We start from the raw sequence: 14364 nt of genomic DNA, 5'->3' as shown, positions 1-14364 counted from the left end.
TATAGAAAAAACCACACACGAATTATGCATTCCTACGAGGCTCTGCGGTTTTTCCTGGACGGCATGCTGTACATGATGGCTCTATTCGCGCTGCTCAGCTATTTCCAGCAGCGGAAGCCTATTTACTGGCAGTATACGGTGTACATCGTGTGTATTACTATCACCTTTTACCTCGACGACGCTGACGCTACCACCGAGTATATGCCGGGAACCAACTATTGGATCACCTGTCTGGAATCGCTGGCCTTTGTCATGTATATCAGTTTCGCGGTACAACTCATCGGCATCCGGGAAAAAGATTCTCGAAGTTACCGCATTTTGCGGGGAATGGTAATTTTGCTGGCGGTAGAAACCGTTTTTGAAGGATTGTTATTTCTGCTGGACGCAGGCGATCAACTAAAAAGCCTGAGCTACGCCGTGTTCCGATTTGCCATAGCGGGGGTTGCCTTAGTGGTCGTGCCGCGCATTTTAAGACTGCGACAGCCCGTAGTTTCATACTTTATCACGGGTTCCCTAATTTTCGTAGCAGGTTGTCTCTTTGCTCTGATTGTCAACTACTTCCCGGACGTTTTCAATCGCAATCCTGATAATCCTTTCACCTTTTCGGTCACTTATATGCAGTTGGGCGTAGTAGGGGAGGTACTATGCTTCACACTTGGGATGGCGCTTCGTAACCAGGAAAACGAACTGGAAAAAATCCGGGTGCAGGAACAACTCATTGGCCAACTTCGCGAGAATGAGCTCAAAAACCAGAAGCTTTTGAAAATTCGCGATGATATTGCCCGCGATCTGCATGACGAATTGGGAGCCGACCTTGCCAGCATAAGCATGGTGAGCCATGCCGTAGCTCACCAAATGCTCACCGACCCGACCCTGGCGCGGGAGTCGCTCAAGCAAATCGGCGAAACGGCGCGCAAGGTCATCAAGCTCATGCGTGAGATTGTATGGAGCCTGCATTCTGCCCACGATTCCAGTCAGCAGTTTGCGGACAGGATGCGGGAAATGGGCCTTGGGCTCTACCAACACCACCCAACCAAGCTCCACTTTGATTTCAAAACCAACGGGCAACCGGTTCCCTCACATTTGCGGCGTGACCTTTATTTGATTTATAAGGAAATCATACATAACGCCTTGCGGCATTCCCAAGCCGAAAATGTGTACGTCCAATTTCGGACGTCGTCGGAGAGGATCTCCCTATACGTTAAAGACGACGGTCAGGGTTTCGATGCAACTTTGAAGCATCCTGGCAATGGCCTAATCAGTTTGAAAAAACGCGCCGAATCACTCAACGGCCAACTTCAAATCGAAAGTACCCCCCATTCCGGCACCAAAACCTCCCTCATTTGTCCCTTAGAAGTGTAGGTGTATCATCAAGTACTCGCTCTGTTCATTCATCACATCGGCAGGTCCTTCAGAGCGCCCCGAGGTTTTTGAATCAAAATTGAAATGAAATGTCAATCTGTCAGCCTACTGTTGCTGGCAGGTTTATTTTACTGAGTATGGATTGATCTGAGTGATTTTTTAAAACAAAACTTAAACTATTGGTTGTTAGATTCCTGTAAAGTTTTTTTAAGCAAAATCTGGCTTAGAATCCGACCAATAAACATAACTACGCACCTAGCAATGGCAGAGAATAACGAACATTTGGAAGATATGTCGCAAGAGCCGGTCGGCTTTTCCGACAAGGTAGAAAAAGAAATCAACGAGGAGATAGCAGCGGATGAGTTGGTTTCCGAAGAAGGCACCCCTGAAAATGAAGTAGTTGAAGGAGAGGTATTCGAGATGACGCCGGAGGAAAAACTCAAACTCGAATTGGCCGAGATGAAGGACAAGTACCTTCGCTTGTATGCCGATTTAGAGAACTTCCGCCGCCGTACCGCCAAGGAGCGTCTGGAACTAATTAGTACTGCCAACGCCGATACGATGAAAAATATCCTGCCGGTGGTGGACGACTTCGAGCGGGCCATCAAATCCTTTGACGATACGACAGAAGTGAAACCCCTGAAAGAGGGCGTGGATTTGATTTACAACAAGCTTTACAAAACCCTGGAATCGAAAGGCCTGAAGCCAATGAAAACATTAGGGTTGCCCTTCGACGCTGAACTCCACGAATCCATCGCCCAGTTTCCCGCCCCTAGCCCTGAATTGAAAGGTATGGTAGTGGACGAGGTCGAAAAAGGATATTTTCTCAACGACAAGGTCATCCGCTACGCCAAGGTGGTAGTGGGCGTCTAATGGATGAGCAACACAACAGAAAAAAGAATTAATTTATTGAATGGAAGGGGACTGGACGGCACTTTCCACTCCCTATTCTCCATTCTCCATTGAATAAATATGGCAAGTAAAAGAGATTATTACGAAATACTGGGCGTGGATCGTAAGGCGGCAGTCGAGGATATTAAAAAGGCTTACCGCAAGCTGGCGATTAAATTTCACCCTGATAAAAATCCTGACGACCCTACCGCTGAGGATAAATTCAAAGAAGCTGCCGAGGCGTATAGCGTCCTGAGCGATGAGACCAAGCGTAGTCAGTATGACCGCTTCGGCCATCGTGGCGTTGGTAGCTCGGCGGGTGCTGGCGGCTTCAGCGGCGGCTTCACGATGGAAGATATTTTCTCGCAGTTCGGCGATATCTTCGGTAATGGCGGGGGCGGCGGAAGTCCGTTTGGCGACATGTTCGGCGGCGGTGGTCGTCGGCAACGGCGCGGCTCCGACCTACGCATCAAACTGAAACTCGACCTGAATGAGGTCGCAAACGGCGCGGAGAAAAAGATCAAAGTCAAGCGTCATGTGGCCTGCGATACCTGCGGTGGCAATGGTGCCAAGAACGGCACTGCCCTGGAGACTTGTTCTACGTGCCAGGGCAATGGTCAGGTACGAAAGGTGGTCAATACTATGCTCGGCCAGATGGTTTCCAGCAGTACTTGTCCAACCTGCCAGGGCGAAGGCAAAGTTGTGATCGAACGTTGTGAGGTCTGTGCGGGTGAAGGCCGCCTGATGCAGGACGACCTCATCACGCTCAACATTCCGGGTGGTGTCGGCGACGGAATGCAGTTGTCTATGTCGGGCAAGGGTAATGTACCGCAGCGTGGAGGCGTGGCGGGCGACCTGCTGATTGTAATCGAAGAAGAAGAAAACGAATACCTCAAACGCGATGGCAACAACGTAGTTTTCGACATGCACCTGAGTTTTGTGGATGCCGCCTTAGGTACTTCTACGGAAATTCCGACTATCGACGGGAAAGCCCGGATTACCATCGAACCCGGTACGCAGGCCGGAAAAATCCTGCGCCTGAAAGGAAAGGGTATCAAAGATATCAACGGCTACGGACGCGGCGATCAGCTCGTCCATGTCAATGTCTGGACGCCACAGCAGCTATCAAGCGAAGAGCGCAGCACCCTTGAAACGCTCCGCGACTCGCCGAACTTTCAACCTAAACCCGGCACGAACGAAAAAGGCTTCTTTGACAACATGAAGGACTTTTTTCATTGAAGGATGTTTAATCGTTGAACTATTGAATTGATGTTGAACTGAGGATTTCAACTCTCAACTGTCCATTGTCAACTGTCCACTAAATAAAATTGGGAGAATTCACGATCAATAAGGAAAAAGTATTGCAGGCCCTTGGTACTGTAGAAGAGCCGGATCTGAAAAAAGATCTGGTCACGCTTGGTATGGTACGGGATATTGAGGTCGGTGTCAATCAGGTGAGTTTTACTGTGGTGTTGACGACCCCGGCCTGTCCTTTGAAAGAGTTGATTCGCTCGCGATGTGTCGAGGCAATTCACAAGCACCTTGCTGCTGACATCGACGTGACGGTCAACCTGACTGCCGATGTGACTTCTACGCGCGGCGGGGCCGTAGTGATCCCAGGCGTAAAGAATGTCATCGCTATTGCTTCGGGCAAAGGCGGCGTGGGCAAGTCTACCGTCACGGCCAATCTGGCGATGGCACTGCACCGCTCGGGCGCGAAAGTTGGTATCATCGACGCCGATATTTACGGCCCGTCGATTCCCGTCATGTTTGGAGCTGAGGAAATGCAGCCGACCATTACACCGAAAGACGGGAAGAACTACATCAATCCGATTCGGCAATACGGTATTAAGCTGATTTCTATTGGTTTCCTCACGCCGCCTGACAGCGCGGTGGTGTGGCGCGGTCCAATGGCCAGTCAGGCATTGAAACAGTTTTTTGGCGATACCGATTGGGGCGAACTGGACTACCTATTAATTGATCTGCCGCCTGGTACCAGCGACATCCACCTTACGCTGGTGCAGACTGTCCCCGTAACGGGCGCAGTGATTGTGACGACGCCCCAGAAAGTCGCTATTGCCGACGCCAACAAGGGACTGGCCATGTTCCGGCAGCCGCAGATAAATGTTCCCGTGTTGGGTGTGATCGAAAACATGGCGTACTTTACCCCGGCAGAGTTGCCAGATAATAAGTATTACATTTTTGGGCAAGGTGGCGGCCGCAAATTGGCCGAGCGCTACGAAGTGCCATTTCTGGGCCAGATCCCGCTGGTGCAGAGCATTCGCGAAGCGGGCGATGAAGGCCGACCGGCGGTGATGACTACCGAATCAGTCGCAGCCGATGCTTTTCGTGAAGCCGCTGAGGCTTTGGCGCAGCAGGTCGCTATTCGGAACGCCAAGGTCGAGAAAACCAAAGTCGTCGAGATGCGGTTGTAAGAAGAAGTTTGATATTTGGATAAAATAGTGCATTTTAGCGCATATTCCTACACAATGGTTTTAGAAGAAAGAACAAAAATTGAAGGTTTGATCGAACACGCGCTCGACTCGGTGCGCCCTTATCTGGAAGCTGATGGCGGCAACGTCGTGCTTTCTGAGGTTACCGACGATCTCATCGTGCGGCTCGAACTAGTCGGTTCGTGCCAAACTTGCCCCATGAACGCCATGACCTTCCGCGCCGGACTGGAAGAGTCAATCCGCAAAGCCGTTCCCCACGTGCTACGCGTCGAAGCCATTAATGTCCCTTCTCTCGCTTCGTAGATTTTAGGTCACAGAGTTTCATGAAGTTAAGTTCTGGGTTTCGAAAATAAACACTCCCCAAACATCGTTTTTCCCACTCTTCCTATTTAATTCAAGACACGACCCTTATCTTGCGGTTGTGTTTTTTTGTGCCCCAACTTGCCAGAAGCGTACCATAAAGACCGGAACTACATCGCATTTGGTCGTCAACTGGCACAGTCAACTGTCCATTCAATAAATGAAAGTCGGTATTTTTTTCGGCGGGCCCTCCCGCGAGCGTGAGATATCCTTTGCCGGGGGTAAAACGGCCTACGAACATCTTGACAAAATCCTCTTCGATGCTGTTCCTGTTTTCGTGGATAGCTTCGGCCGCTTTATTAAAGTACAGCCAGAGGTTTTGTACGAAAAGGAAATCCGCGATTTCTATCCCTCCTCAAGACATAACAGTGGTGGCTATCGACTGTATGCAGAATCCTTTGCCGAGCTGGCTACCCGGGAAATTGAGCCCGAAATCGGCGAAGAAATTCTGCCACAGGATTTCTCCCGGCATTTTGACTTCGCTTTTTTGGCCATGCACGGCCCGGATTGCGAAGATGGGGCGATTCAGGGGTTGCTCGAATGGTACCGCATACCGTACAGCGGCCCCGGTCTGATGGGGTCGGCGGTGGGGATCGACAAAATCCTGCAGAACGAAATGATCGCCCTGGCTAACGGGCAAGAAAAAAAAACGGATGTACTACGCCACGAAGCCTGGCAGACGCAGGATCGCCGGGCGATTTTTGAAAGAACAAAAACAGAACTGGGCCTGCCGATCGTGGTGAAAGCACCGCATCAAGGTTCTTCGATTGGTGTCGCCATCGTACAAAAAGATGATTTCGCTGAATTTACGAAGGCCATCGACCAATGTTTTTTTCAGGTAGAATTGACGGGAGAGGACTGGGAGAAGCTCAGCGACGACGATAAGAAGTACTGGGCGCAACGCGTCGCCAATCTGGATGAAGGCATTGGATTCCCGGTCGTCACTGAAAACCAGACGTTCCGTCATCCAGATTCTTTAATTGATTTTCTCGATAACGCTTTTTCCAAAAATAAGCATAAAATCACGCTCTCCAGTAACAACGCCGAAGATCAGGTACTGCTGGAAACCTTCGTACGCGGGCAGGAATTTTCCTGTGGCTGCATTCAACTGAACGATGGTACGCCTTTCGCCTTACCGCCCACGGAGGTTATAAAGGCCGTTGAGGTATTTGATTTTAACGCCAAATACAGACCCGGCGCGACCCGCAAGCGCATCCCGGTGGGCACTTCCCTGGAAAACAATCAAAGAATTCGGGAGGTCATCGCCTTGGTATTTGGACGTTTGGGTATCAACGTTTGCGCCCGCATCGATGGATTACTGACACCTGAAGACGAGATTCTGTTACACGATCCGAATACCATTCCGGGGATGTCGCCGACTTCACTCATCTTCAAACAAATGGCTGAGATTGGACTGAACGTAACCCAGTCTTTGACATACTTTATCCGACAATCCATTCGCGAGCGCATTCGAACGGGAAAGGAAGTGTGGCAACTGCGCACGATACTAACGGATCTGGAGGCACGAATAAAAGCAGGAGTAGAGGCCGATTTGCCACGCAAGGGTATCCTGTTTGGTACTGACGAGAGCGAGTACGCTGCCGCTCAGCGAGAGTTCGGCCTGATTAATGCGGGAGGAGAGTATCGGCCCGTCCCGGTTTTGAAGGTGAATGAGGCAGAATATTTCCAACTACCCGTACAACTTATGTTCAAGGAATACGTGGAGGATATTTTGCAGGAGTGTCGGCGGGAACGAGATCCTTTGTTGGTGCAAACTTCCGAAGAGGGACGATCGCTCACGAAATTTTATGCGGGCGAGGTGAATCTTTGGGTGCACAAAAGCGACTCTCTCGATGGTATTGCTGATGTAGAAGATTGGATAATTCTAGGGAAGTGACCTGATTCGCTGAACTTGTCGTAAGTGGAATAATCAATCTTCTTCGAATCTATTTTATTTGCAAAAAAACTGAACATAGGATAAAGCCAACTTTGCAATGTTTAGTTGTCTGAAAGTAAACAAGTAACGTACCTTCCTTGCCGATTTAATCATAAATCCAGAATGGCCAATAGCGCAGAAAGAGTTAGACTTACCCTCCAAAAAGAAAACAAAGGCTGGAAAAAATGGGGCCCCTACCTGACCGAACGTCAGTGGGGTACAGTGCGCGAGGATTACAGCCGCAACGGCGATGCCTGGAACTACATCACGCACGAAATGGCCCGCTCCAAAGCGTACCGTTGGGGCGAAGAGGGGATTGGTGGCTTCTCTGACAGTAAGCAGCACATTTGCCTGTCTTTCGCCTTCTGGAATCATAAGGACAAACTACTGAAAGAGCGCATGTTTGGGCTGGCAAATACCGAGGCCAACCACGGCGAGGACGTCAAAGATATGTACTACTATCTTGACAGCACGCCCACGCACTCTTACATGAAAATGTTGTACAAGTACCCGCAAAATCTGTTTCCTTACGAGAAAATCCGCCAGGAAAACGGCCGACGTGGCAAGACGGAGTTGGAATACGAAATTACTGATACCGGAATTTTTGACAACGACGAGTACTTCGATATCTACATCGAGTACGCCAAGGCCGATCAGGAAGATGTAATGATGCGGGTGACGGTACACAATCGCGGGCCAAAAGACGCGCCAATCACGATCCTGCCAACCATCGCTTTTCGTAATACCTGGTCTTGGGGCTATCCAGAATTTGACTATAAGCCAATGATGAACGGTCTGGCCAACCGCATCATCGAAGTGAACCACCGCAAGCACGGCAAGTTCAATTTTTACCTGGATAATACCGACGAAATTCTCTTTTGCGAGAACGAAACGAACTTTAAAAAGCTGTACGGTACGCCTAACGCCTCACCCTACCCCAAGGACGGGATTAATGACTTCATCATCAGTGGTCGCAAGTCCAAGACAATCAATCCTAACCAAATAGGCACGAAGGCGTCGGGTAAGTTTTCGCGCATTGTAAAAGCGGGGGGAAGCGTTTCGGTCAGAATGCGGTTGGTGAACCACACCATTTCGGAGCCATTCGGTGGCTTCGACGATATGTTCGATAAGCGTATCCGCGAGGCCGATGAGTTCTACGCTGATATTCAGCGCGACGTCAAGGACAAGGAATTGCTGTCCATTCAGCGGCAGGCCTACGCCGGCATGATGTGGAACAAGCAATTTTACTACTACAATGTGTACGAATGGCTGAAAGGCGACCCGGCGCACCCGAGCCCCGCACCGGCCCGCAAATGGGGGCGAAACTCGGGCTGGAAACACCTTTATGCAGCCAATCTGATTTCGATGCCTGACAAGTGGGAGTATCCTTGGTTTGCGGCCTGGGATTCGGCTTTTCACTGCATCCCGCTGGCCCGTATCGATGCCGACTTTGCCAAGCGGCAATTGGAAATTCTGCTCCGGGAATATTACATGCACCCCAACGGGCAGATTCCTGCATACGAGTGGAATTTCTCGGATGTCAATCCGCCCGTTCATGCCTGGGCTACCTGGAAGGTATACGAAATCGACCGGGAGCAGAACGACGGGGTAGGTGACATCGAGTTCTTGGAAAAGAACTTCCACAAACTACTCCTCAACTTCACCTGGTGGGTCAACCAAAAAGACGACACGGGTAACAATATTTTCAGCGGGGGATTTCTGGGATTAGACAACATTGGCGTATTCGACCGCTCCACGCCCATGCCCTTCGGCGGTAAGCTCGAACAGGCCGACGCCACAGGGTGGATGGCTATGTACACACTGAATATGCTGCGCATATCGGTAGAAATTGCGCTAAAACAGCCCGTTTATCAGGATATGGCCTCTAAGTTTTTCGAGCATTTTTTGTACATCGCCGGAGCGATGGAAGCGATGGGCGACAAAAACTCTACCATTAAGTTGTGGGATGAAGAAGACCAGTTTTACTACGACGTGATCCACATTCCAAACGGCCAAAGCGTTTTGTTAAAAGTGCGCTCGATTGTGGGGCTGATTCCCCTGTTCGCTGTCGAAATCCTGGATCCTCAGATGCTGGAAAAAATGCCCATTTTCAAGCGGCGCGTGGAGTGGGTGCTGGCCAATCGTCCCGATCTGGCACGATTGATTTCGCGCTGGTTCGAGTCGGGCAAGGGTGAAAACCGCCTATTGGCCATTCTGCGGGGTCACCGAATGAAGATGATCCTGAAAAGAATGTTGGACGATCAGGAATTCCTGTCGGACTACGGCGTGCGGGCCATGTCGAAGTATCATCAGGATAATCCTTACAAGTTCTACATCAATGGGGAAGTACTCCAGGTAGGCTACACGCCCGCTGAAGCACTCACCAATATCATGGGTGGTAATTCCAATTGGCGCGGGCCAATCTGGTTTCCGCTGAACTACCTGATATTTGACTCTTTGCTAAAATTCCATTCCTACTACGGCGATGATTATGAGGTCGAGTACCCCACCAATTCCGGCAATCTCATGACAATTGACGAGGTGGCGGTAGCCCTCGGGGAACGCCTCATCGGAATATTCAAGAAGGACGAAAACGACCGCCGGGCCGTGTACGGCGATAAAGAAAAATTACAAACAGACCCCCATTTCCGCGATCACATCCTGTTCTTTGAGTACTTCGACGGTGATAACGGTCGAGGCTGCGGAGCCGAACACCAAACGGGATGGACGGGTCTGGTAGCTGAACTAATCTTAAAAACTTCCCAGATCAAAGCTAAATCCGCCGCCTCTTTACAGGAAGATAATGAGCAGGAGTTGATGAATTTAGTGGTAGATAAAGGGTAAGAACTACCCGGAAATATACTTTAAGGAATTAGTGCCAGACTCAATAATTTACGGCTGGCACTTTTTTAGTGCCTGATGGCGTAATTCATCATTCATCACTCATCATTCAAGAAATGTCCGTACAACTCGAAGAGAACGTAGAAAAGAAAGTACACTCCTGGCTGGAAGGAAATTACGATAAAGATACTAAGGCCGCGATCCAAAAAATGATTGACGACGGCAGCAGCACCGAGCTGACGGATGCCTTTTATAAAGATTTGGAATTTGGCACGGGCGGTTTGCGTGGTCTGATTGGTATCGGTTCCAATCGCATGAACCGCTACACGGTAGGTAAAGCGACGCAGGGCCTGGCCAACTACCTCAATAAAAACTTTCCTGACGACGATATCAAAGTCGTAATCGCCTACGATTCTCGCATCAAGTCAGACGAATTTTCCCAGATCATCGCCGATATTTTTTCGGGCAACGGCATCACGGTTTATCTCTTCGATTCGCTGCGTCCCACGCCCGAGCTTTCTTTCGCGATTCGTGAATTAGATTGCAAAAGCGGTGTAGTTGTCACGGCCTCGCACAATCCCAAGGAATATAATGGCTATAAGGCCTACTGGGTCGATGGCTCGCAGGTAGTTGCCCCGCACGACCGTAACATCATCGACGAGGTGAACGCGATTGGTTCGGTGGAGGAAATCAAGTTCGAAGGGAATCCCGATTTGATCCACAGCATTGGGGAAGAAATCGATAAAAAGTACGTCGATCACATTCTGTCGCTTTCTATCTCCAAAGAGGCTATCAAAAATCAGAAAGACACGAAGATCGTCTTTACGCCCATCCACGGCACGGGCGTAATGCTGGTGCCGCGCGTTTTGAAAGAAATGGGATTTACCAACGTGACCGTCATCGAAAAGCAGGCTGAGCCCAACGGCAACGGTCAATTTCCGACGGTCGTTTACCCGAATCCTGAAGAAAGCGAGGCTATGAGTCTGGCGTTGGAGAAAGCAAAGGAAATTGATGCTGACCTCATCATGGGAACCGATCCCGACGCCGACCGCGTGGGCATCGGGGCAAAAAATCACCATGGCGAACTACAACTGTTGAACGGCAACCAAACTGCTAGTCTGCTGATATACTACCTGCTCTCGGCCTGGAAGAAAGCGGGGAAACTGACGGGCAATCAGTTCATCTGCAAGACGATCGTGACTACCGACCTGATCGACAACATGGCCGACGGCTTCGGCGTGAAATGCTATAATACCCTGACGGGCTTCAAGTACATCGCCCAGGTAATCCGCGAGAAGGAGGGTTTGGAAGAATTTATCGGTGGCGGGGAGGAAAGCTACGGTTACCTCATCGGCGACGCCGTGCGCGACAAAGACGCCATTGCCTCTTGCGCTATTATGGCCGAACTAACGGCCTATGCCAAGGATCAGGGACTCAGCCTGTTCGATATGCTGATGGAAATTTACAAACAGTATGGCTTTTACTATGAAGGCTTGATTTCCATTACCAAAAAAGGCAAAAGCGGGGCCGACGAAATCCAGCAAATGATGGCTGATTTCCGCGCTAATCCGCCCAAGTCACTAGCGGGTGCGCCCGTCATCCGTATGGACGACTACCAATCGTTGAAGAACGTAGATACCCGCAGTGGAGCGATTTTCAACATTCCCTCCGGCCAAATGGGCGTTGAGCAATCCAACGTTCTGCAATTTTTTACTAACGACGGTACTAAATTCACCTGCCGCCCATCCGGTACCGAACCGAAGATCAAATTTTACGTCGGTGTCCGCGCCAACCTGGAAAACAACGAAGATTTCGACGCCGAATATGCCGGATTAAAAGAAAAGGTGCAGACGATTGGGAGGGAGTTGGGATTGGTGTAAAGGAGGAAGGGAGGAAAGGATGGCTTGCGTCAGCCAGCATGGGCTGCCCCATCCTTTCTTCCATCCTCCTTTCCTCCCTACTCCTTTCTTTCAAAAGCCAACCGTATCCTCGTTACGCGGGGGTAGTCGAAGGCTGCGGTTTCGGTGGTCATCTCGAAGTAATCTTCATGGACGCTGCTGGGGAGTATTGTCCATCCAGAGCGAGCGTCAGTAGTGGTGTCGGCTGCCGTGACGAGGATAACCTTATCGGCTGAGTCAATGGCCCAGTGCAAAATATTAGGTTCCTCCTTGTCTTCGTACTTTCCCACAAAAGCGCCATCCTCCCGAAACTGCACGCTTTTCATATAACGATTGAATACCGGACCGCCAAAATTCGGAACCTGCTTACCGTCTTTGTAGCTCAACGCATCATTAACGTAAACGGCTTCGATTCCCCAATCCGACGCGGACAGGAGATAGTCTTTCGCTTTCTCCGGTGAGTCGGCGGCGGGATTGCAGGCCGAAATCAGGAGAATGAAAATGAGATGCGGCCAGTTTTTGAAGAGTTTCATTTTACGGAAGGACGATTAATTGAAATTTCGGTAATCTTGGTATTCAAGGGGATTTCTCTTGGGTCAACTTGGTAAGTGTGTTTTTCAGCGTCGAGCCGAAAAGACAACTGGTCTTTGGAAGCGGTGGTGCGGCCCTCAATTTCGGAGCCGTGGATTTCCAGATTCCGATAGCGATTGAAGAGGTCGCCCAGGGTCATGCCCACGCGCATACCATCCGTTGTTACGGGAGTAGAAGAGGTGATGGTAATGTCACCTACCATAGTTGCGTCATTGGGGTCGGGCATCAGGTAGCCAATTTTGCCGCCTTGTTCGTTCAGAATGAGGTATACTGTAAAATTACCTTCGCCATTGACCAGTTGGCTTTTCACCAACTCGTCTTCGTGCGCAGCCAATTTATCGCCCGGTGAAATGCCCTGATAGGAATCCGAAGAAATAATATCCAGCGAGTTGGCATCGGCTACCGAAGCGGTGGTGGTACGTTGAGCAAAAATTGAATCTTCCCTAGCGTCGGATTTGCCTCTTGGCTGACAACCCGCCATTGTACCGATTAGCAAAAGGGCCTTGATAAGTATGCTGGTTGATTTCATGTACTTTCAATTGTCGAAAGCTGACGGGTAGTTCGGGCCGACAAAGTTTGTTTTCTGTACAAATATTCAAACAAAACTCAGTCTTCCCAAACCAGCCTCATTCTCTGTTTACCGAAAAATAACATTCCGGCGTAGCGGTTAGCGGTTTTGAACAGTACTTTTGCAAAAAAATCTCAATTGATACAAGCCACCGCTATCATTTTAAAAGTACAGATGAAAAAGTACCTTGTTCTGGCCCTGAGTTTACTCGTATTGAATTTCCCGGCCGCCGCCTGGGGCGTCACGGGCCATCGGGTAGTTGGCTTGGTGGCCCAAAACCATTTGAAGAGAAGTGCCAAGCGCAAAATCGCCAATGTTCTGAACTGCAATTCGCTGGCGGAAGTCTCCAACTACATGGACGACGTGAAGTCCGACACGCTCTACAACCACACCCACGACTGGCACTGGGTCACGATTTTGCCGGGGCAGACCTACGAGCAAAGCCAGAAGAATCCGAAGGGTGATATTATCATGAAGATTGAGGAAATCACCGCCGCCCTGAAAACCCACCGCTTGTCGCCCGTGCAGGAAGCCGAGCATCTGAAATTCCTGGTACACCTGGTCGGTGACTTGCACCAGCCGCTGCATGTCGGCGACCGCGACGACCAAGGCGGCAACCGCGAGCGGGTGACGTGGTTCGGTCAAAACTCCAACCTCCACCGCGTGTGGGACAGCGAAATGATCGAAGGCAAACAACTCAGCTACTCCGACCTGGCAGGTTTTCTGAACGAGCCATCGAAGGATCAGGTAAAGCAATGGAAGGCCATGAGTACCCTCGAATGGGCCGCTGTGTCGCAGGGTTTGTTGCCTCAGGTATACACACTACCCGAGGATAAAAAACTCAGTTACCGCTATTCTTACGAAAATTTCGACACCGTGCAGCTCTGCCTCATGCAAGCAGGCATTCACCTGGCGGGGATTTTGAATGAAATCTACGGCTAATGTAGAGACGCGATTTATCGCGTCTAGCGGGCGAAAGCAACCCAAGTAAAATCAAAATCCGAAAACCTCACTTCAAGAACCGAATCAACAAAATCTCCACCAACAAAAACACCAGCGCCGCGATCAAAAAGTACTTCCAAAGACTAGTCCCCAAATTTTGATCTTCAAACTGACGGGCGAAGGCAGCATCGTCGATTTTGTCGAATACTTCCACGTTTTTCATGCCCGAGAAAGCCGCCCGCAATTCATCGGGGGAGTAGTATTCCAGTTTCGACTCGGTATTGTCGTGGTTGAGAGCCAGGAGTTGTTCGGTCTTGTCTTCGTTCATCAGTTCATAGTAACCCGCGTCCACCGACTGGTCTTCGCTGAGTTGGTTGCTCTTGGGTAGTTCGAGCGTGAGTTGGTTGCCGTTGAGTCGCTGCACCGGAATGAGTTCCGTCTTGTCGCGGCGAAGCTTATAGACGGCGTTCGGGTTTGGGTCACTGACCGGGATGGCCAGGCTGTTTTCATCAAAAGAATAAG

General features: G+C 50.1%; 11 protein-coding genes and 1 pseudogene. 9 read left to right on the top strand and 3 right to left on the bottom strand.

Annotation, left to right across the window (positions count from 1 at the left end; genetic code table 11):
• Positions 1 to 24 precede the first annotated feature (24 nt).
• The 8 genes from ACEW8P_RS12570 (at position 25) to ACEW8P_RS12535 (ending at position 11723) form a co-directional block, all read left to right on the top strand.
• Entirely contained in the window at positions 25 to 1362 is a 1338-nt protein-coding gene (locus ACEW8P_RS12570; RefSeq protein WP_373513424.1) for a histidine kinase, read from the top strand.
• A 261-nt stretch (positions 1363 to 1623) separates the two neighbouring features.
• Positions 1624 to 2235: a nucleotide exchange factor GrpE gene (locus ACEW8P_RS12565; RefSeq protein ID WP_373513423.1), complete on the top strand. Its 612-nt coding sequence runs from the start codon at positions 1624 to 1626 to the stop codon at positions 2233 to 2235.
• A gap of 99 nt (positions 2236 to 2334) precedes the next feature.
• Positions 2335 to 3492, top strand: coding sequence for a molecular chaperone DnaJ (dnaJ, locus tag ACEW8P_RS12560; RefSeq protein WP_373513422.1), 1158 nt, complete (start codon positions 2335 to 2337; stop codon positions 3490 to 3492).
• Positions 3493 to 3581: 89 nt separating this feature from the next.
• Positions 3582 to 4688, top strand: coding sequence for an Mrp/NBP35 family ATP-binding protein (locus tag ACEW8P_RS12555; RefSeq protein WP_373513421.1), 1107 nt, complete (start codon positions 3582 to 3584; stop codon positions 4686 to 4688).
• A 54-nt stretch (positions 4689 to 4742) separates the two neighbouring features.
• Complete coding sequence (locus tag ACEW8P_RS12550) at positions 4743 to 5009, top strand: NifU family protein (RefSeq protein WP_373513420.1); 267 nt, start codon at positions 4743 to 4745, stop codon at positions 5007 to 5009.
• Between the two features lie 217 nt (positions 5010 to 5226).
• Positions 5227 to 6963 carry a D-alanine--D-alanine ligase gene (locus ACEW8P_RS12545; RefSeq protein ID WP_373513419.1) on the top strand — a complete coding sequence of 579 codons (1737 nt, stop codon included), beginning with the start codon at positions 5227 to 5229 and terminating at the stop codon, positions 6961 to 6963.
• 162 nt (positions 6964 to 7125) lie between these two features.
• Positions 7126 to 9846 carry a glucosidase gene (locus tag ACEW8P_RS12540; protein WP_373513418.1) on the top strand — a complete coding sequence of 907 codons (2721 nt, stop codon included), beginning with the start codon at positions 7126 to 7128 and terminating at the stop codon, positions 9844 to 9846.
• 113 nt (positions 9847 to 9959) lie between these two features.
• Positions 9960 to 11723, top strand: a complete 1764-nt coding sequence (locus ACEW8P_RS12535; RefSeq protein ID WP_373513417.1) for a phospho-sugar mutase — start codon at positions 9960 to 9962, stop codon at positions 11721 to 11723.
• A 77-nt stretch (positions 11724 to 11800) separates the two neighbouring features.
• On the opposite strand, the gene ACEW8P_RS12530 is transcribed toward ACEW8P_RS12535, so the two are convergent.
• Both ACEW8P_RS12530 and ACEW8P_RS12525 read right to left on the bottom strand, forming a co-directional pair.
• Positions 11801 to 12274 (bottom strand): hypothetical protein, encoded by a 474-nt coding sequence (locus ACEW8P_RS12530; RefSeq protein WP_373513416.1) that lies wholly within the window; start codon positions 12272 to 12274, stop codon positions 11801 to 11803.
• Positions 12271 to 12861, bottom strand: a complete 591-nt coding sequence (locus ACEW8P_RS12525) for a hypothetical protein (protein ID WP_373513415.1) — start codon at positions 12859 to 12861, stop codon at positions 12271 to 12273. Before ACEW8P_RS12525 ends, ACEW8P_RS12530 begins: the two co-directional genes overlap by 4 nt.
• Before the next feature lie 177 nt (positions 12862 to 13038).
• Here ACEW8P_RS12525 and ACEW8P_RS12520 point away from each other — a divergent pair, with 177 nt between their 5' ends.
• Positions 13039 to 13842: a S1/P1 nuclease gene (locus tag ACEW8P_RS12520; protein WP_373513414.1), complete on the top strand. Its 804-nt coding sequence runs from the start codon at positions 13039 to 13041 to the stop codon at positions 13840 to 13842.
• Positions 13843 to 13909: 67 nt separating this feature from the next.
• On the opposite strand, the pseudogene ACEW8P_RS12515 reads toward ACEW8P_RS12520, so the two are convergent.
• A pseudogene (locus ACEW8P_RS12515) lies at positions 13910 to 14364 on the bottom strand (hypothetical protein); the annotation flags it as partial.

Origin of the sequence: Persicitalea sp., from assembly GCF_041751555.1 — a bacterium.
In the GTDB taxonomy this organism is placed as follows: domain Bacteria; phylum Bacteroidota; class Bacteroidia; order Cytophagales; family Spirosomataceae; genus Persicitalea.
The sequence above is the reverse complement of the archived record's forward strand: the minus strand, read 5'-3'. Positions and strand labels throughout refer to the sequence as shown.

Excerpts from the sequence above, each read along its gene's own strand:
- ACEW8P_RS12570 (WP_373513424.1), top strand. The coding sequence starts at position 25 with ATGCATTCCTACGAGGCTCTGCGGTTTTTCCTGGACGGCATGCTGTAC.
- ACEW8P_RS12565 (WP_373513423.1), top strand. The coding sequence starts at position 1,624 with ATGGCAGAGAATAACGAACATTTGGAAGATATGTCGCAAGAGCCGGTC.
- dnaJ (WP_373513422.1), top strand. The coding sequence starts at position 2,335 with ATGGCAAGTAAAAGAGATTATTACGAAATACTGGGCGTGGATCGTAAG.
- ACEW8P_RS12550 (WP_373513420.1), top strand. The coding sequence starts at position 4,743 with ATGGTTTTAGAAGAAAGAACAAAAATTGAAGGTTTGATCGAACACGCG.
- ACEW8P_RS12545 (WP_373513419.1), top strand. The coding sequence starts at position 5,227 with ATGAAAGTCGGTATTTTTTTCGGCGGGCCCTCCCGCGAGCGTGAGATA.
- ACEW8P_RS12540 (WP_373513418.1), top strand. The coding sequence starts at position 7,126 with ATGGCCAATAGCGCAGAAAGAGTTAGACTTACCCTCCAAAAAGAAAAC.
- ACEW8P_RS12535 (WP_373513417.1), top strand. The coding sequence starts at position 9,960 with ATGTCCGTACAACTCGAAGAGAACGTAGAAAAGAAAGTACACTCCTGG.
- ACEW8P_RS12530 (WP_373513416.1), bottom strand. The coding sequence starts at position 12,274 with ATGAAACTCTTCAAAAACTGGCCGCATCTCATTTTCATTCTCCTGATT.
- ACEW8P_RS12525 (WP_373513415.1), bottom strand. The coding sequence starts at position 12,861 with ATGAAATCAACCAGCATACTTATCAAGGCCCTTTTGCTAATCGGTACA.